The organism is Acidovorax sp. Root402, from assembly GCF_001425125.1.
Lineage (GTDB): Bacteria > Pseudomonadota > Gammaproteobacteria > Burkholderiales > Burkholderiaceae_C > Acidovorax > Acidovorax delafieldii.
Genome location: NZ_LMDQ01000014.1, coordinates 193228 through 211427, shown reverse-complemented (window position 1 = coordinate 211427; position 18200 = coordinate 193228). Strand labels below are relative to the sequence as shown.

Sequence of the window (18200 nt, the reverse complement as noted above, 5' to 3'; positions counted from 1 at the left end):
GCCTTCAGAGAGCGACTTCCACCCGGTTACGCCCGGCCGCCTTGGCCGCATAAAGCGCCTCATCCGCGCGGCGCAGCAAGCTATCAAAGTGAGCGTCGTCAGCGCGAAGCACCGCCAAGCCTATCGACACCGTCAACGGCAACACCAGGTCACCCGCCGTGAACGGCGCCTGGGCGACGGCCTGGCGCAACCGCTCGCCAGCGGCAGGGGCGTCGTGCAGCTGCAGGTTGTCGAACAGCACCACAAACTCTTCCCCACCTTGCCGAGCCGGCAACTCGGCCCCCCGGCAGGCCGACCGCAGCCGCATCGCCACATGCTTGAGGGCCACATCGCCCATCTCGTGGCCGTGCTCGTCGTTGATGCGCTTGAAGTGGTCTATATCCACAATCGCCACCCCGAACCCGCCGGACGCCGGGCTGGTGCGGGCCTGCTCAAAACGCTGCAGCCCCATCTCCACCAGCGTGCGGCGGTTGGGCAGGCCGGTCAGGTAGTCGGTGGACGCTGCGCGCTCCCACTGGCGGCGGATGCGCTCCGAGCACATCAGCAAGAACGCTGTGGTGCCAATCACGGGCAAAGTGGCGGCCACCATAGGGGTGGCAATGTTCATCCAGGCTCCCGCCCCCAGCACATTGAAGGCCGGGTTCACACCCATCAACACGAAGTAGCCCGCACGGAACAGCACAAACAAGGCAACGGCCGTGAACAGGCCAGCCATCACGCGTCGGCTGCGGGCGCCGTCGCGGCGCTCCTGCGAAACCAGCACCACAATGCAGTGCACCATCAGCACCGACCAGACCACCGACACGGTCAGAATGCGCCCGCCCACGTCAGCCGTACCCAAGGTCAGCCAGAACACGGCCGCCGTGCCAAGAGCGGCGGGCACCATGATCCACAGCTTGTCCTTGAGGCCATAAAACTGCCGCAATGCACGCAGATAACCCGTGAATCCGAACATCACCAGCGCATTGGCCAGGGCCAGGGTGTAGGCGGGCGGGTTCAGCCCCTGCGCGGCAAACAGGATAGAGCCACCGGCAAACAGCAGTGTGGCAACGCGCCAGCTGGCCGCAGCGGGCCGCATGGGCAACGGCAAGTCCTTGTGCATCAGGCCCAGAACCCCACCGTTTGCCAGCATCATGAGGGTGGCAATGAAAAAAATGGTGACAGGGTCCATGGGGTTTGCTGGTGCGGCGTTCGCGTGGCTATGGAATGGCGCGTATTGTGCCCATGGTGCCTGCAGCCCTCGACGCGCCATGTGGCGGCCGCACGCAGTGCCCGCCCCGGCATTCCATCTTTAGGAATGCACCATTTCTCACAAAGCACGCCACCGGATGGGTGCCGCAAGCTCCTGCGCTGGCTATCATCTTCGGGTTTGCCCTGATCAGGGCCCAGAATCTCCCAGTGAGGCGCTCCGGCATGCGGACGCCCCACTGAAGTCCCTCAGCGGGCACCATGCACCAGTCAGATGACCTCAGCCACCGCCCCCACCCGAATTTCCGACGTTCACACGCTGCCCCAACTACTGGCTTACCGGGTCGGCCAAACTCCCCAGGCCGACGCCTTTCGCGCATATGACACGAACCGCAAGGCTTGGCAAAGCCTGACGTGGGCGCAGACCGCAGAACGCGTGAAAGCCTGGGCCCAGGCCCTCGCCGCCATGCAGCTGCCGCCTGCGGCCCGCGTGGCCATCTTGCTGCCCAACGGCCTCAATGCCATGTGCGCAGACCAGGCCACGCTGGCCGTCGGCGGAGTGCCTGTGCCGCTGCACGCCATCGACAACCCCGGCAGCATCGCCTACATCCTGGCGGACTGCGAGGCATCGATGCTGATCGTGAGCCAGGCCGAGCAATGGGAAAAGATCCGCGCCGTGGGCACGCCCTTCCCGGCCCTGCGCGCCGTGGTGATCACTGATGACGACGACGCGTTCAAGGCCACCCCGGCGTCGGGCGACAGCCCGGCCGTGGGCTCGCTCGCGCAATGGCTGACGGGTGCGGCACAAACGGACGCGTCCACCGCGGCCACAGGCCCGCAGGCCGATGACCTGGCGGCCATCGTCTACACCTCCGGCACCACCGGCAAACCCAAGGGCGTGATGCTGACCCACCGCAACGTGGTCAGCGATGTGAAGGCGGTGCTCGACCGCATTGCACCCACAGTGGACGACGTGTTCCTGTCGTTCCTGCCGCTGTCGCACACCTTTGAGCGCACGGGCGGCTACTACCTGCCGATTGCAGCGGGCAGTTGCGTGGCCTATGCCCGCTCGGTGGCCCAGCTGGCGGAAGACCTGAAAACCATACGCCCCACCGTGCTGGTGTCGGTGCCGCGCATCTACGAGCGCATCCACGCCAAACTGCTCGAAAAACTCTCGCCCACGCCCTGGAAGATGCAGCTGTACGAAGCCACGCAGAACAAGGGTTGGGCCCGGTTTTGTGCAGCCCAGGGGCTGGCTGCCCCCACACCGGACTCCAGCAGTCAGGCCGCAGGCTGGATGGCCGCCCTGCCCTGGCCGGTGCTGCAGGCCCTGGTGGCCAAGCCTTTGCTGGCCCAGTTTGGCGGCCGCGTGCGCGTGGCGGTGAGCGGCGGCGCGCCGCTGTCGCCCACCATCGCCAAATGCTTTTTGGGCCTGGGCCTGCCGCTGGTGCAGGGCTACGGCATGACCGAGACCGCGCCCGTGGTGTCGGTGAATTCGTTGGACGACAACGATCCTGCCTGCGTGGGCAAGGCCCTGCCCGGTGTGGAAGTGCGCATTGGCGACAACCGCGAGCTGCAGGTGCGTGGCCCCATCGTGATGAAGGGCTACTGGAAGCGCCCGGAAGACACCGCGCGCATCCTGAGCCCAGAAGGCTGGCTGGGCACGGGCGACCAGGCCGAGATCGTGAACGGCCGCATCTACATCAAGGGCCGCATCAAGGAGATCATCGTCACCTCCACCGGCGAAAAGGTGCCCCCGGGCGACCTGGAGCTGGCCATGCTGGCCGACCCGCTGCTGGAGCAGGCGTTTGTGGTGGGCGAAAACCGCCCCTTCATCGCCTGTGTGGCCGTGCTGAACCCGGGCGAGTGGCAGCGCCTGGCCGCTGACCTGGGCCTGAACCCCCAGGCCGCCAACAGCCTGAACCACCCCAGCGTGCACCGTGCTGTGCTGGCGCGCATCGAAAAGAACACCGCCAGCTTTGCCCGCTATGCCGTGCCGCGCACGGTGCACCTGACGCTCACGCCTTGGACGATTGAAAACACCTTCATGACGCCCACGCTCAAGCTCAAGCGCAACAACCTGATGGCGCACTTTGCCGAAGCCATTGAGGGCATGTACCAGAAGCCGGGGCGCTGAGCCTCGGCTTGCTTCTTACAACACCAACTCGCCCTCCCGGGCGTAGGCGGAACCAAAGCGGTTGGCCAGAAAGTCCGCAAGCGCCACGGACTCCTGCCCGACAAAGCCCTGCTGCGGCAACTTGCCTTGCGACACCAGGTCCAGCGCCGTGCAGATGCCTGCGGCCGTGGTGAGCTGGATGGCGCTCAGCGTATGCCCAGCCACTTGCGTGCCCACGATACGGGCCGAGTACGAGTCCTGCACCAGCCGCCCGCCCTTGAGGCCTGATGCGGTGGCAAACACCACGATCACGTCCTGGTCCGTGGTGGGGATGGCGGTTTCCAGAATGTCCTTGAGCAGATCGCGACGGTCCCGCAGGCGCAGGTCATTGAGTAACAGCTTGAGGATGGCGTTGTGGCCCGGGTAGCGGATGGACTGGTAGTCCACCTGCCGCGCCTTGCCCGCCAAGGTTTCCGTCAGCGTGCCCAGGCCACCCGAGGTGTTGAAGGCCTCGTACTCCACGCCGTCCAGCGCAAAGGTTTCCAGCCCCTCCAGCGCAGGCACCGTGGTGCGTACGCCGTCCACAATGGCTTCGCAGGGGTTGCAGTACTCGTTGATGAGGCCCTCGGTACTCCAGGTCAGGTTGTAACGCAGGGCACCCTGTGGGTAGCGGGGCAGCGCCCCCACGCGCATGCGCAGCGTGTGCAGCGTGTGCAGCGTGTCAAAACGCCGGGCCAGGTCGTTGCCCACAATGCCGATAAAGCCCGGCGCCAGGCCGCACTGCGGCATCAGCACGCTGCGTGCGTTGGCAGCCAGGGCGCGGATGGCCTGGGTGCTGGCCACGTCTTCGGTCAGGTCAAAGTAATGCACGCCTGCGCTGGCGCACAGCGTGGCCACGGGCACAGCGCGGTGGAATGGCAGTGCGTTCAGCACGGCAAAGCGGCCGTCGATGGCGGCCTGCAGGCTCGCGTCGTCTGTGGCCAATCGGGTGCAAATACCCAAAGTTGCCACCTCGGCCAGCCGCACCGGATCGCGGTCCACCACCAGGATGTCGTAGTCGCCCGACCGCTGCAGCAAGAGCGCCATGGCAAAGCCGATGTGGCCCGCCCCCAGTATGGTGATGGGGCGGCGGGAGGTGGAGTACGAGGAAATGTCGAAGGTGGTCATGGCAGTGCTCCTGGTAGTGCTCTCCGCACATGGCGGAGAGGTGTTGTGGATGCCTTGATGCTAGGCAACAGCGCTGTCAATGTGTAGCGTTCAAAACGTCGAAAGCTGTTTTTTGTTTTGCCATAACGGCGAATATGATGGGCGCTATGACTTTTTGAGGAAATGCGCATGACCCAGGCCCTGGATGACACCGACCGGCAACTGCTCAGCCTGCTGCAGGCCAATGCGCGCGAGGGCACGGCCACGCTGGCGCGCAAGCTTGGCCTGGCCCGCACCACCGTGGTGGCGCGCATCGCGCGGCTGGAGCGTTCGGGTGTGGTCGCGGGCTACGGGGTGCGGCTGGGTACGCGGCTAGACGCCACCACCGTGCGGGCCTGGTGCAGCATCAGCGTGCTGCCCAAGGCAGCGCCCGCCGTGCTGCGCGCGCTGGAAGCCATGCCCGAGGTTGAAGAGGTGTCGGCCGTGAGCGGGCCGTTTGACTACCTGGTGTTCTTGCGCTGTGCCAGCCACGAGCAGCTCGACACCCTGCTCGACAAGGTCGGCCAGCTGGAGGGCGTGCACCAGACGCAGACCAGCATCGTGCTCAGCCGCAAAATCGACCGACGACAGGTAGGGTGACATCCCCCTGAGCGGCTTACGCCGCTTCTCCCTTCTCACGACTCGCTGCGCGATTCGGGACGGGGACGCTGCGCCCATAGCCACCAGCGCGCTCAAAATCAAGCGCTGAACGCTATGGATACTGAAGCTACCAGCCCTTATCTATCAAGCGATAGTGGCTATTTTTACAACCAGTGAATCAAGCCTCGAACTGCGTCGGGTTCTTACCCCGGATCGGCGCATAAAACGCCTTGATGCGCGCCATGTCACGATCCACATCGCCCGTGGGCTCGAACACCGGGCCCAGGCCGCCGACCTTGCGGCCATAGTCCACAAACGCGAGCACGATGGGCACGCCCGCCTGCTGGGCGATGAAGTAAAAACCCGTCTTCCAGTGCCGCGTCTTGCCCCGCGTGCCCTCGGGCGGCACGATGAGCTGCATGGGGCCTTCGGCCTCCCGCATGGCCTGGGCCGAGCTGGCCACCAAATTGTTCGTCTGCTCCCGGTCCACCGGGATGCCCCCCAGCCAGCGCATCACCCCGCCAAACGGCGCCTTGAACAGGCTGTGCTTGCCCATCCAGTACACGCGCAGGCGCAGCGAGAACGCCAGCATCAGCGTGTACGGCAAGTCCCAGTTGCTGGTGTGGGGTGCGGCGATCAGCACGCTTTTGGCAGCATGGGCTGGCAAGGCGCCCTCGACCTTCCAGCCGGTGATGCGCAGGGTGAAGCGGGAAAAAGCGCGCAGGAGCGTGTTGACAACCGGTGTGTCAAAAATGGTGTGGTGCATGGGAAAAGGGGTGACAGAACGGAGCCCGGGGCGCTGAAACAGGCAGTGGGCGCTTGGCTCCACAGGCATCGAGAGCGCCGCGAGTATCGCTGATCGTGCCAATGTCCCACCTTGACGCAAGGCAAAGTGGAGCCGTCGCCGCTTGCATGCACCCCTGCAGATTACTCCCAATTTCATAGCAATCAGGGCAAACATCACTAGCGCTACCAGTCATTTTTGCTTCAATTGCCGGAGCAAAGGCGCCATGCCAAATAAAACTGGCGTTGGATCTCCACCGGTCCAGAATGCACCACCAGCAGGTCCGCGTTGTCGCTGCCGCCCCATGCTGCCAACCCTATTGCCCACCACCCCGCCCTACCGCGACCGCAAGCGGTACGCATGGCTGCTGTCCCTGGTGGTGCCCTGCACCGTGTGCGTAGGCCCGGCACTGATGGCATGGACCGGCGAACCGCTGGTGCTGTGGGCGCCGGTGGCGTTTTTCTACCTCGTCGCCCCGTTGCTCGACGGGATGCTGGGCGTGGACCAGAGCAACCCGCCCGAATCCGCCGTGCCTGCGCTGGAAAACGACCGCTACTACCGCCGCATCACCTTCCTGCTGGTGCCGGTGCTGTGGGCGGCCTTCATCTTCAGCGCCTGGTGGGTGGCCACGCAGCCCCTGCCCTGGCATGGCGTGCTGGCGATGGTGCTGACCACGGGCACGGTGGGCGGGTTCTGCATCAATCTGGGGCACGAGCTGGGCCACAAGAACACAGCGCTGGAGCGCTGGCTGGCCAAGCTGGTGCTGGCGCCCACGGCGTATGGGCACTTCTTCATCGAACACAACCGGGGCCACCACCGCGATGTGGCCACACCGGCCGACCCGGCTTCGTCGCGCATGGGCGAGTCCATCTACCGCTTTGTGCGGCGCGAGATGCCCGGCGCCGCACGCCGCGCCTGGGCGCTGGAAAAAGACCGCCTGGCCCGCCAGCACCTGCCGTTGCTGTCGTGGCACAACGAGATCCTGCAGCCAGCGCTCATCACGGCGCTGCTGTGGGCAGGGCTGGCGCTGTGGCTGGGCGTGGTCATCCTGCCGTTTTTGCTGGTGGCGTCTTTCTGGGCCAACTTTCAGCTCACCTCGGCCAACTATGTCGAGCACTACGGGCTGCTGCGGCAAAAGGACGCCAGCGGCCGCTACGAACCCTGCCGCCCCCAGCATTCGTGGAACAGCAACCACGTGTTCTCCAACTGGGTCCTGTTCCATCTGCAGCGGCACTCCGACCACCACGCGCACCCGCTGCGCCGCTACCAGTCTCTGCGGCACTTTGACGATGTGCCGCAGCTGCCCATCGGCTACTTCGGCATGTTCATGCTGGCCTATGTGCCGCCCCTGTGGCGCCGCGTGATGAACCCGCGCCTGCTGGCCCAGGTGGGGCGCGACGCCGCCCACATCAACATCGACCCGCGCCAGCGGGCCGCGATCGTGCGGAAATACGGGTTGCAGGACCTGGGATAGAACGAGTGTGGATGCGCCGGCGACCGGGCACGGGCACCCTGCGGGCCGACACCCGCCACCTCCAGCACTCCTCTATTGATAGCACCCGGAACAATCGGCACTAGCACCTGCGCCCGTTCTGACCCAAAACCCTCCGCTGGCGCCCCTCACGCAGCCAGTGGGATAATGCGGGTTTCGCACCTGCAGCCCCGCAGCGCCCCCGACCAGAGGGGCGTTCTGCTGCAGAACATTCCCCTCCCCGCCTTCGCTGTTTGCCTGTGGAAACCACCCTGAGCCCCTGGCGCATGTCCGTCGCCCCCATGATGGACTGGACTGACCGCCACTGCCGTTACTTTCACCGGCTGCTGACGCGCCAGACCCTGCTGTACACCGAGATGGTGAACGCGGGCGGCATCCTGTATGGCGGCACCGAGCGCCACCTGCGCTTCAACGCCGAAGAGCACCCCGTAGCCCTGCAGCTGGGCGGCAACGAGCCCGAAAAGCTCGCCCAGGCCGCCAAACTGGGTGAGGAATGGGGCTACGACGAAATCAACCTGAACTGCGGTTGCCCCAGCGACCGCGTACAGCGCGGTGCCTTTGGCGCCAGCCTGATGAAGGCCCCCCAGCTGGTGGCCGACGGCGTCAAGGCCATGAAGGACGTGGTCAGCGTGCCCGTCACCGTCAAGCACCGCATCGGCATCGACAAGGTGGAGGACTACGGCTTTGTGCGCGACTTCGTCGGCACCGTGGCCGAGGCCGGGTGCACCGTGTTCATCGTGCATGCGCGCAACGCGTGGCTGCAGGGCCTCTCCCCCAAGGAAAACCGCGACATCCCGCCGCTGCGCTACGAGGTGGTCCACCGCCTCAAGGCCGAGTTTCCACAGTTCACCATCGCCATCAACGGCGGTATCACCGCCGACGCGGTGGTGCAGGAGCAGCTGCAACACCTGGACGGCGTGATGATCGGCCGCGAGGCGTACCACAACCCCTGGTGGTTGGCGCGCTGGGACCAGCTCTACTACGGCGGCGCCCCCTGCCCCCTGACCCGCGAGGAAGTGGAGCTGGCGATGGTGGAATACATGGAGCGCGAGGCCGCACAGCATGGCACCCCCTGGCCCCACATCGCCCGCCACATGCTGGGCCTGCGCCACAGCCTGCCCGGCGCTCGCATCTGGCGCCAGGTGTGGAGCAACCATCTGCTCAAGGACCGCCCCGCGCGGGAAGTGCATGCGCTGGCGATGCAGGCCTATGCCAGTGGAGCGTCGGAGCCCAGCGCTGAGCCCACAACACTGGACTCCGTGACTACTTAGTCAGCCGCCCCACCCAGGCCGCCAGCGGCTCGGGCCGCCCGAAGAGGTAGCCCTGCAGGCACTCGCACTGGCTTTCGACCAGAAAGTCGGCCTGGGCGCGTGTCTCCACCCCCTCGGCCACCACGCGCAGGTTGAGATGGCGGGCCACCGAGATGATGGACTGCACGATGGCCGTGTCATTGGGGTCGTCGGGCGTGTCGTCCACAAAGCTCTTGTCGATCTTGAGCTCGTAGAGCGGGAGCCGCTTGAGGTAGGCCAGGCTCGAATAGCCGGTGCCAAAGTCGTCGATGGAGAAACGCACGCCCAGCTGCACGATCTCGGTCATGCGGGCGATGGTGTCGTCCAGGTCTTCGATGAGCAGGCTTTCCGTCACCTCCAGGATCAGATGGGCCGGGTTGGCGCCGGTGTGGGCCAGGATGTGGCGCACGCGCTCCACAAAGTCGTCCTGGCGGAACTGTCGCTCGCTCACGTTGACGGACAGCGATAGCGCGTGCCCTGCCACCTGCAAGCGTGCCAGGGTCTCACAGGCCTGCTGGATCATCCAGTCGCCCATGCGCAGGATGAGGCCCGAGGCCTCGGCGATGGGGATGAAACGGCTGGGCGGGACGTTGCCGCGCACGGGGTGGTCCCAGCGCATCAGCAGCTCGCCGCCCACGACGTTGCCCGCAGCGTCCACCTGGTTTTGCACAAAGGCGGCCAACTGGCCCAGGGTTTGCGCTTTTTTCAGGTCCTGCTCCAGCGCCAGGCGCTCCTGCACGTCGGCCTGCATCGCGGCTTCGTAAAAGCGGATGCGGTTGCGACCCAGGTCCTTGGCCCGGTACATGGCCGTGTCGGCCTCCCGCAGAAGGTCTTCCACACCCTCGCCCCGCTTGGGGAAGAGCGTGATGCCGATGCTGCCGGTGGTGCTGTAGAGGTGGGTGTCGATGGTGTAAGGCGCTTCCAGTGCGGCGCGCATTTCTTCGGCCACCAGCAGCGCAGCGCGCCCGGCGGACTCCATGTCCGACGCCACGTTGTGCACCAGCACCACAAACTCGTCCCCACCCAGGCGCGCCACGGTGTCGCCCGGGCGTTGCAGCTGCGTGAGCCGCTGGGCCACCTGCATGAGCAGCATGTCGCCCACCGTGTGGCCCCGTGCATCGTTGATCTGCTTGAAGTTGTCCAGGTCGATGTAGAGCACCGCCCCCACCTGGGCGGCCTTCAGAGCGTTGGCCAGCGCATGTTCCATGCGGTCCAGCAGCATGCGCCGGTTGGGCAGGCCGGTGAGCGCGTCAAAGTAAGCCAGCTGGTGTGAGCGCGCCTCGGCCTGCTTGCGCTCGGTGATGTCGCGCGACAGTGCAATGAAGCGGGGTTCGTCGCCAGGCGCAGCACTCTCCTTGCGCGCAATCGACAACTCGAACCAGTGGGTCACCCCGCCCAGCTCCAGCCGGAACTGGTGGCCTGACGAGTACCCGGTCTGGTGGGCCGCTTGCAGCGCCGCATGGCAGCCGGCGGCGCCTTCGGGGGGGACCACATCGCGCAGCAGGCGGCCCAGAAACATCTCTGGCGGCACAGCCAGCTCTCCCGATCGTGCCGACCGGTAGTGGTGGATGCAGCCGTCCAGCCCCAGTTCGAACAACAAATCAGGAATGGCGCTGAGCGTGCTCTCCAGATCATCCCGGGTGGCGCGCAGTTCGGCCGTCATGTCGCGCGCCAGTGCCACCGCACGCTCGCGCCCCGTGGCCAGCAGCCAGGTAAACCACGCAAGGATCAGGCTCAGCACCGTGCCCAACAGCGCCACCGGGTGGTGTCCATCGTCCTGAAAGCGCTGCGCAAAGCCCGGTAGTGGGGCCATGTGCAAGGCCCAGCGGCGCCCGCCCAGCTCCAGCTCGCGCCGCGCCTGCAACGCCGGAGCGCCAGCGCCCTGGGCCGGTGTCTTCAGGTTGCTGAACAGCAGCGCGCCCGCTACGGCACCGGCATCTCCTGGTCCGGTGCCGGGGGATGCCGCACCCGCGCCCGGGGTGCTGTCGGTGATCTGCAGGCCGATGTCGGCGTCAAATTCACGGGACATGCCGTTGATCACGTCCTCCATCAGAAACGGCGCCGACACCCAGCCCGCCAGCCCTTGCCGCCTGCCCTCTACCGTGCCGTTGTCGGCGTCGGCGCGGTACAGGGGCATGTACATCACCAGCCCAGGGGCACCGTTTTGCATGAGGGTCAGTCGCCCGGACAACGCCAGCGCTCCGGTGTCACGGGCCCGGTCCAGCGCCTCCTTGGCAGGGGGAATGGTCAACACATCCAGTCCCAGCGCCTTGAGGTTGGGGCCCTCCAGCGGCTCGATGTGGGTGATGGGTGCCAGCCACTCGCGCTCGCCGGGCGGGCGCACTGCATACTGGTCAAAACCGCGCTGGCGCATGTCCTCCAGATGGGCAGCGAGCGCCTTGCCAGGAAACTGCAGAATCAGCGACACCCCCTGCAGCCCGGGACGGGTTGCCTGCAACTGCAGCGCGCTCACATAGGCCTGAAACTCCTCGCGGTCGATGCGCTCCGACCCCTCAAAGTAGCCCTTGACGCCGCGCAACACCACCTCGTAGGTCGCCATGCGGTCCTTGAGGTTGTAGGTAATCTGGTCGGCCGCCACTTCAAAGTTCTGCTCGCGTTTGGTCCTCGTGTTCTTTTCTTCACTCTGCCAGTACAGGAAGGTCAGCCCCAGGGTCAGCAGCGCGATCAGTGGGGGCAGCACCACGGGCAACCAGCGGTGGTTGCTGGTGCCCGCAACCCCTTCAGCCCCCCATGCCGCCTGCCCTGGCGCGGCGAGGTCATCGTTGTCGGGGGCTGGGTGGGGTGTCATGGTGGATGGTGTGACTTCGATGCACCGGCGGTGCTGCCCCATTATGAGCATCTGTCCTGCGCCGAAAAGGGGCATTTGCGCGCAAACTGCACATGCCGGGTCTCTGCATGCCGTTTATGCTCGCACCCGCTGGGCCAAGGGCTATGCGCCCGCACCCACTTCCCGTATCAACCCTGGCAATACCCATCACAAAGGCCTGGCATGGCATCGCTCGATTTCGACCTGGAGGAATCCCAATTTCGAAGCTGGTACACCGCGCAGGCGGTTGCGCTGGAAGACGCCTGCGCAGCGCTGACCGCGCGGGTGGCGGCGGTGGTGACCCAGGCGGGCGGCGTGGACATCACCAAGGTGGAGGGCCGCGTGAAGGATGTGGACGAATGCGTGCGCAAGTTCGTGCGCAAATACCGTCCGGCGCTGGAAGAGAGCAACACCCCCTACGACATAGAGGCTTACGTCACCGACCTGATTGGCGTGCGGGTGGTGTGCCTGTATGAAGACGAGCTGGAGAAGATTGCCCAGATCGTGCGCGCCCATTTCGCCGTGATCGACGTGACCGACAAGGTCTCGGCGGTGGAAAGCACCGAGGCGTCCTTTGGCTACAAAGGGCTGCACCTGGACCTGCGGCTGAGCGTGGCCGAACGCGACCTGCCGGAGCACGCGGCCTATGCCGAGTGGCCCTTCGAGCTGCAGGTGCGCACCATCATCCAGGACTCGTGGAGCGTGCTGGACCACAAGATCAAGTACAAAAAATCCATCCCGGGCCAGCTCAAGCGGCGCATCAACGTGCTGTCCGCCCTGTTCGAGCTGGCCGACCGCGAGTTCCGCCAGATCCGCGATGCCACTGCGGCCGAGCTGCTGCAGGCCCCCGACGAAACCGCCGAACCCGCAACCGATGTCGCCGCCGATTTGCAGGCTCCCACCCGCGCAGCCGCCACCAGCAGCGAACTGAACGCGTTCACGTTCTTGAAGATCGCCACGCATTTTTTCAAGGACTTCGAATTTGAGCCGTCCAAGGTCGATGGGTTTGTGGATGACATCCAGGCCTGGTCAGCCGGCATGACACGTGCGCGCTTTAACAGTTTGATGCGCGAGACGATCGGAGTGGTCAAACGCTACAAGCAGCACTTTGAAGAGCAAAACCCGCAGGGCAGCTTCAACCCGTACACCGTGATCCGGCATTGCCTGTATCTGAGTAACAAGACGGCGTTCCGCCCCGCACTGCGCAACTCGGCCCGCGAGTCGTTCGAGGCCTGGCTGAGCGACAACGCGGAGCCCAAAGTGCAGGGTTGAGGCGAAAATCGGCGCAAGCGCTAGTGCTAATTGCCTGAGTTGCTATCATTTTTGACAGCCTCGCAGCCTTCGTCGCCGAACCGGCGCGCCGCCCCTGGGGCCACGTCAATTTGTCGCATAGGCGACTGGACATTGGTGGTTTTACTCCATGCGCTTGTTACCAAGTGCTGCTATATTGCACTGCAACAAAACGGAGTTTCGCCCCATGCTGTACCACCTCTACGAAACCCAGCGCTCCTTGATGGAGCCCTTCACAGATTTTGCGCAGGCGGCTTCCAAGTTGTTCAGCAACCCCGTCTCGCCGCTGAGCCAGACCTCAGCAGCACAGCGCATGGCTGCCGGTTACGACCTGCTCTACCGCCTGGGCAAGGACTACGAAAAGCCCACCTTCGACATCCACACGGTCGACGTGGACGGTATCGGTGTCGCTATCCACGAACGCATTGAGGTCGACAAGCCGTTTTGCGAGCTGCGCCGCTTCAAGCGCTTTTCGGACGACCCTGCCACGCTGACCAAGCTCAAGGGCCAGCCCGTGGTGCTGATCGTGGCGCCGCTGTCGGGCCACTACGCCACCTTGCTGCGCGACACCGTGCGCACCATGCTCAAGGACCACAAGGTCTACATCACCGACTGGAAGAACGCCCGCCTGGTGCCGCTGTCGGAGGGGGAGTTCCACCTCGACGACTACGTCAACTACGTGCAGGACTTCATCCGCCATCTGCAGGGCATCTACGGCAACTGCCACGTGATCAGTGTGTGCCAACCGACGGTGCCCGTGCTGGCCGCCGTGTCGCTGATGGCCAGCCGCGGCGAGAAAACGCCCCTGACGATGACCATGATGGGTGGCCCCATCGACGCCCGCAAGTCGCCCACGGCAGTGAACAATCTGGCGACCAACCGCAGCTACGAGTGGTTTGAGAACAACGTGATCTACCGCGTGCCGGAGAAATTCCCCGGCGCGGGCCGCCGCGTGTACCCGGGCTTTTTGCAGTACACCGGTTTTGTGGCCATGAACCCGGACCGCCATGCGACCAGCCACTACGATTATTTCAAGGACCTGATCAAGGGCGACGACGCAAGTGCCGAGGCGCACCGCAAGTTCTACGACGAGTACAACGCCGTGCTGGACATGGATGCGGACTACTACCTCGAAACCATCCAGACCGTGTTCCAGGATTACAAGCTGGTGAACGGCACCTGGGATGTGCGCTCGCCCGCTGGCAAGTTGGAGCGCGTGCGTCCGCAAGACATCAAGACCACAGCCCTTTTCACGGTGGAAGGCGAGCTGGACGACATCTCTGGCTCGGGCCAGACCGAAGCGGCCCACGACCTGTGCAGCGGCATCGTGCGCAAGGAGCAACGCCACCTGGAAGCCAAGGGCGCAGGCCACTACGGTATCTTCAGTGGCCGCCGCTGGCGCGACATCGTGTACCCCAAGGTGCGCGCATTCATCCTGGAACACGAGTTGCCTGCCAAGCCCGCCACTGTGGCCGCAACGTCCACACCGGCCCCCAGGCTCGCCAGCCCTGCACCGGCCCCTGCCAAGGTTGCCAGCAAGCCCGCACCGGCAGCCAAACCCGCCGCCACCAAGGTGATCAAGGCGACCAAGGCGCCTACGGCAGCAGCCAAGCCTGCTCCAGTCCGCGCTGCGGCCAAGCCCGTGGCGGCCACCGCTGTGGCCACCCGCTGGGTGCAGCCCGCCGCGGCGCCCACAGGTGCAGCGCAGGCGCCCACCGCTGATCTGGCCACGACTCAGACCAGCGCCACTGCAGCGCCGTCCACCCGCAGCGGCAGCAAGAGCAAGGCGCGCAAGGCTTGAGCCACCCCGCCTCCGCCAGCACGACCCCATCCCACGCTGCCCTCACCGACTTGGCAGCGCGGATTGATGCCGCCCTGCCCCAGACGCAGTGCACGCGCTGCGGCTATCCAGACTGCGCCAGCTATGCGCAGGCCATCGCCCAGGGGGAGGCGGCCATCACCCAGTGCCCTCCGGGCGGTGCTGAGGGCGTGGCCCGCTTGGCCGCCATCACGGGCCATGCCGTGGCGCCCTTGAGCGCCGACCATGGGGTGGAGGCACCGCGCCGCGTGGCCTTCATCGACGAGGCGTGGTGCATTGGCTGCACCTTGTGCATCAAGGCCTGCCCCACCGATGCCATCGTGGGCTCCAACAAGAAAATGCACACCGTCATCGAGGCTTACTGCACAGGGTGCGAGCTGTGCATCCCGGTCTGCCCGGTAGATTGCATCCAGCTCGACAGCGCCAGCGGCATGGCCACCGGATGGGCTGCGTGGTCTGATGCGCTCGCGCTCCAAGCCAAACAGCGGTATCAGCAACACCGTCAGCGGGTGCCGCTGGAGGATGTAGAGGACGAAGGCTCCGGAGCGCAGGCCGATTCGACATCGGCCGCCACCCACAGCCCAGCCGCCGCTGCGGTGGCCGCCGAGGGCATGGAGGCACGCAAGGCGGCCATTGCCGCCGCCATGGAGCGCGCGCGCCAACTGCGCGAAAAAGGGTCGCGCTGAGAGCGACACCCAGGTTGCTGGACGAGAAACCGCTTGTCTGCGGATTACCGCGCGGCCAGTGACTTGTACACGCCGCAGCCCACGTACCAGTCCCCCACCCGGCTCACGTAGGACATCTTGGTTTGCACCGCGCCGGTGGCCGGGTTGTTGATGTCGTACTCAACCCACCCCGGGGCGCGGTCGGCCTGGGTCACGATGTCGCTCACCAGCCGGTCGCCTGCAATGCCGGGGATGTCTTGCACCCGCGTGCCCACCTTGGCCGGGTTGCCACCAAAGGCCAGATAGGTCCCGCCGGCGTCCAGCACAAACACATACATGTCACGGTCATGGTAGGGCTGGGTTTTGTCGGTGATGCTGCGCAGGAATTGATCACGCGAACTGGTCTTGTGCAGCGCCACCGCCTTGTTCACCAGGGCCACTGCCTCATCGGCTGTGCCCTGCTGCAGGCGAAACGCCGCCACCGCTTGCGACAGGGTGGACGCGCGGTGCTCCAGCGCCTCGGCCTGCGAGACCGCGTGGCCCACCATCTGGGCGTTGTGCTGCGTGATCTGGTCGAGTTGCTGCACGGCGGAGCTGACTTCGCTCAGTCCCGTGCTTTGCTCGGCGCTGGAGCCGGAGATCTCGGTCATGCTCGCCGCCACGCTGCGGATGCCGCTGGCCATGTTGGCAATGCCCTCGCCCGCCGACCGGATCAACCCGGCGCTGGCCTCCACCTGGCTGACCGAGGCGCCGATCAGCTCGCGGATCTCCCGCGCCGCATCACCCGAGCGCTTGGCCAGCGTGCGCACCTCGCCCGCCACCACGGCAAAGCCCCGGCCCTGCTCGCCCGCACGGGCGGCCTCCACCGCAGCGTTCAGGGCCAGGATGTTGGTCTGAAACGCAATGCTGTCGATGACACCAATGATCTCGGTCATGCGGCGCGCGCTTTGCTGGATGGCCTCCACCGACTGCACGGCGCGGGCCATGGCCTCGGCGCCGGTGTCGGCTGCCTTGCGTACTTCTGCGGCGCGGGCATCGGCGCTGCGCGCGGTCTGTGCGTTGCTCTGCACGGCCGACGACAGCTGCTCCACGCTGGCAGCCGTCTGCTCCAGGTTGGCCGCCTGCTGTTCGGTGCGATCGGCCAGCGATCGGTTACCTTGCGCCAGGCTCTGTCCCGCATGGGCCACCAACGCAGCATTGCTGCGGATATCGGCCACCATGGCCGACAGTGCGAGCACCATGCGGTCCAGCGACTGGGCCATGGACCCGACCTCGTCCCGCCCATAAACACCCGCCCTGGCACACAAATCACCGCGTGTGGTCTGCTCCATCGCATGCGCCAGGCCTTGCAGGTCGGATGCCAGACCCGCATACAACGCGCACAGTGCATACAGAACCACGGCGGCTGCCAATGCCACCGCCCACCACGGAGCATCCACGGCGGCCATCGCCAGGGCGCCACCCATCACCACGCCCAATGTCACCAGTTTGCCCGGCAGGTGCCACCTGCGCATCCACCAGAGCCCGGGGCGCAGCGGTAGGAATCCAGACATCTTGTCTCCGTTATCGTTTTTGAATGTGGGCCATGCTATGTGCCCGCTCTTACGTCGGATTGACAACTCGGCATGGGGTAAACAGTGCTTGACTGCGCACCTGGCCCCGCCCCTCGCCATGGACGGCGCGACACCCTGCACCGTGCCGTGGGCGTATGCCCTTCGCCCATAATGTCGCTCCATGAATCCCCTGCTCTCCCAACTCCAGCCTTACCCCTTCGAGCGGCTGCGGCAACTCTTTGCGGGAGTCACACTCCCGGCGGCTTACAGCCCCATCAGCCTGGGCATGGGTGAGCCGCGCCATCCTACACCGCAGTTCATCAAAGATGCACTCAGTAACAACCTGGGCGGACTGGCCAGTTACCCTGCCACCGCAGGCGAACCCAAGCTGCGCGAGGCCTTTACCCAGTGGATACAACAGCGCTATGCGCTGACCCTGGACCCGGGCACCCAGGTGCTGCCCGTCAACGGCTCGCGTGAGGCACTGTTTGCATTTGCGCAGACCATCATCGATCCCTCGCAAGGCCAGCCGCTGGTCGTCTGCCCCAATCCGTTCTATCAAATCTACGAAGGTGCCGCCTTGCTGGCGGGAGCCCAGCCGTACTACGCGGCCAGCGACCCCGGCCGCAACTTTGCGGTGAACTGGGACGCAGTGCCCGAGGCTGTGTGGCAACGCACCCAGCTGCTATTCGTCTGCTCCCCTGGCAACCCCACGGGCGCCGTGATGCCGCTCAGCGAGTGGAAGAAGCTGTTTGAGCTGAGCGACCGCTACGGTTTTGTGATTGCCTCGGACGAGTGTTACAGCGAGATCTATTTCCGCGACGAGCCGCCCCTGGGCGGCCTGCAGGCTGCGGCGCAGCTGGGGCGCGGCGACTTCAAGAACCTGATCTCCTTTACCAGTCTGTCCAAACGCAGCAATGTGCCCGGCATGCGCAGCGGCTTCGTGGCTGGCGACGCAGCGCTGATCAAGTCGTTCTTGCTCTACCGCACCTACCACGGCAGCGCCATGAGCCCCATCGTGCAGGCCGCCAGCATCGCTGCCTGGGGTGATGAAAAGCACGTGGTGGACAACCGGGCGCTGTACCGCAAGAAGTTTGCCCAGGTCACACCGCTGCTGGCTGGCGTGATGGAAGTCGCCCTGCCGGATGCCGGTTTTTACCTGTGGGCCAAAGTACCGGAAGCCCTGGGGATGGACGATGCCGAGTTCGCGCGCGCCCTGCTGGCTCAATACAATGTCACGGTGCTGCCCGGCAGCTACCTGGCCCGCGAGGCCCAGGGGAGCAACCCCGGCGCCCAGCGCGTGCGCATGGCCCTGGTGGCCGAAGCCGAAGAATGCGTGGAAGCTGCGCTGCGCATCGTGCAATTCATCCAATCCCGTACTGCCTGATCTGA

At 65.5% G+C, this 18200-nt stretch carries 13 protein-coding genes; 8 read left to right on the top strand and 5 right to left on the bottom strand.

From position 1 onward, the window contains the following. Window positions 1–4: 4 nt before the first annotated feature. The gene (locus ASC83_RS12145; RefSeq protein WP_056062674.1) at window positions 5–1171 is read right to left on the bottom strand and encodes a GGDEF domain-containing protein; all 1167 of its coding nucleotides are present in this window, start codon (window positions 1169–1171) and stop codon (window positions 5–7) included. Window positions 1172–1462: 291 nt separating this feature from the next. Here ASC83_RS12145 and ASC83_RS12140 point away from each other — a divergent pair, with 291 nt between their 5' ends. After that, on the top strand, window positions 1463–3325 hold the full coding sequence (locus tag ASC83_RS12140) for a long-chain fatty acid--CoA ligase (RefSeq protein ID WP_056062671.1): 1863 nt from the start codon (window positions 1463–1465) through the stop codon (window positions 3323–3325). A gap of 15 nt (window positions 3326–3340) precedes the next feature. Here the strand turns inward: ASC83_RS12140 and ASC83_RS12135 are convergent, their stop codons facing one another. Further along, window positions 3341–4471 (bottom strand): saccharopine dehydrogenase family protein, encoded by a 1131-nt coding sequence (locus ASC83_RS12135; protein WP_056062667.1) that lies wholly within the window; start codon window positions 4469–4471, stop codon window positions 3341–3343. 168 nt (window positions 4472–4639) lie between these two features. On the opposite strand from ASC83_RS12135, the gene ASC83_RS12130 reads away from it, so the two are divergent. After that, window positions 4640–5089, top strand: coding sequence for an Lrp/AsnC family transcriptional regulator (locus ASC83_RS12130; protein WP_056062663.1), 450 nt, complete (start codon window positions 4640–4642; stop codon window positions 5087–5089). A 178-nt stretch (window positions 5090–5267) separates the two neighbouring features. On the opposite strand, the gene ASC83_RS12125 is transcribed toward ASC83_RS12130, so the two are convergent. Further along, a complete protein-coding gene (locus ASC83_RS12125; RefSeq protein ID WP_056062661.1) occupies window positions 5268–5855 on the bottom strand; it encodes a lysophospholipid acyltransferase family protein in 588 nt (195 codons plus the stop codon). 322 nt (window positions 5856–6177) lie between these two features. Here ASC83_RS12125 and ASC83_RS12120 point away from each other — a divergent pair, with 322 nt between their 5' ends. Next, on the top strand, window positions 6178–7347 hold the full coding sequence (locus ASC83_RS12120; RefSeq protein ID WP_056062658.1) for an alkane 1-monooxygenase: 1170 nt from the start codon (window positions 6178–6180) through the stop codon (window positions 7345–7347). 284 nt (window positions 7348–7631) lie between these two features. Next, a complete protein-coding gene (dusA, locus tag ASC83_RS12115; RefSeq protein WP_056064988.1) occupies window positions 7632–8636 on the top strand; it encodes a tRNA dihydrouridine(20/20a) synthase DusA in 1005 nt (334 codons plus the stop codon). Here the strand turns inward: dusA and ASC83_RS24475 are convergent. Further along, window positions 8629–11463 (bottom strand): EAL domain-containing protein, encoded by a 2835-nt coding sequence (locus tag ASC83_RS24475; protein ID WP_056064986.1) that lies wholly within the window; start codon window positions 11461–11463, stop codon window positions 8629–8631. The two genes, dusA and ASC83_RS24475, sit on opposite strands and share 8 nt — an antisense overlap. Before the next feature lie 201 nt (window positions 11464–11664). On the opposite strand from ASC83_RS24475, the gene ASC83_RS12105 reads away from it, so the two are divergent. The 3 genes from ASC83_RS12105 to rsxB all read left to right on the top strand — a co-directional run bounded on the left by ASC83_RS12105 (window position 11665) and on the right by rsxB (window position 15276). Beyond that, entirely contained in the window at window positions 11665–12753 is a 1089-nt protein-coding gene (locus ASC83_RS12105) for a GTP pyrophosphokinase family protein (RefSeq protein WP_056062655.1), read from the top strand. Between the two features lie 205 nt (window positions 12754–12958). Then, window positions 12959–14572: a polyhydroxyalkanoate depolymerase gene (locus ASC83_RS12100; RefSeq protein WP_056062650.1), complete on the top strand. Its 1614-nt coding sequence runs from the start codon at window positions 12959–12961 to the stop codon at window positions 14570–14572. After that, window positions 14569–15276, top strand: a complete 708-nt coding sequence (gene rsxB, locus ASC83_RS12095) for an electron transport complex subunit RsxB (RefSeq protein WP_056062649.1) — start codon at window positions 14569–14571, stop codon at window positions 15274–15276. Before ASC83_RS12100 ends, rsxB begins: the two co-directional genes overlap by 4 nt. Window positions 15277–15320: 44 nt before the next feature. Here the strand turns inward: rsxB and ASC83_RS12090 are convergent, their stop codons facing one another. Further along, window positions 15321–16808: a methyl-accepting chemotaxis protein gene (locus ASC83_RS12090; protein WP_056062645.1), complete on the bottom strand. Its 1488-nt coding sequence runs from the start codon at window positions 16806–16808 to the stop codon at window positions 15321–15323. A gap of 181 nt (window positions 16809–16989) precedes the next feature. Between ASC83_RS12090 and dapC the strand changes: the two genes are divergently transcribed. Next, on the top strand, window positions 16990–18195 hold the full coding sequence (dapC, locus tag ASC83_RS12085) for a succinyldiaminopimelate transaminase (RefSeq protein ID WP_056062643.1): 1206 nt from the start codon (window positions 16990–16992) through the stop codon (window positions 18193–18195). Window positions 18196–18200: the final 5 nt, after the last annotated feature.

Bases quoted from the DNA above. Each gene is read 5' to 3' on its own strand.
- ASC83_RS12145 (WP_056062674.1), bottom strand. From the start codon at position 1,171: ATGGACCCTGTCACCATTTTTTTCATTGCCACCCTCATGATGCTGGCA.
- ASC83_RS12140 (WP_056062671.1), top strand. From the start codon at position 1,463: ATGACCTCAGCCACCGCCCCCACCCGAATTTCCGACGTTCACACGCTG.
- ASC83_RS12135 (WP_056062667.1), bottom strand. From the start codon at position 4,471: ATGACCACCTTCGACATTTCCTCGTACTCCACCTCCCGCCGCCCCATC.
- ASC83_RS12130 (WP_056062663.1), top strand. From the start codon at position 4,640: ATGACCCAGGCCCTGGATGACACCGACCGGCAACTGCTCAGCCTGCTG.
- ASC83_RS12125 (WP_056062661.1), bottom strand. From the start codon at position 5,855: ATGCACCACACCATTTTTGACACACCGGTTGTCAACACGCTCCTGCGC.
- ASC83_RS12120 (WP_056062658.1), top strand. From the start codon at position 6,178: ATGCTGCCAACCCTATTGCCCACCACCCCGCCCTACCGCGACCGCAAG.
- dusA (WP_056064988.1), top strand. From the start codon at position 7,632: ATGTCCGTCGCCCCCATGATGGACTGGACTGACCGCCACTGCCGTTAC.
- ASC83_RS24475 (WP_056064986.1), bottom strand. From the start codon at position 11,463: ATGACACCCCACCCAGCCCCCGACAACGATGACCTCGCCGCGCCAGGG.
- ASC83_RS12105 (WP_056062655.1), top strand. From the start codon at position 11,665: ATGGCATCGCTCGATTTCGACCTGGAGGAATCCCAATTTCGAAGCTGG.
- ASC83_RS12100 (WP_056062650.1), top strand. From the start codon at position 12,959: ATGCTGTACCACCTCTACGAAACCCAGCGCTCCTTGATGGAGCCCTTC.
- ASC83_RS12090 (WP_056062645.1), bottom strand. From the start codon at position 16,808: ATGTCTGGATTCCTACCGCTGCGCCCCGGGCTCTGGTGGATGCGCAGG.
- dapC (WP_056062643.1), top strand. From the start codon at position 16,990: ATGAATCCCCTGCTCTCCCAACTCCAGCCTTACCCCTTCGAGCGGCTG.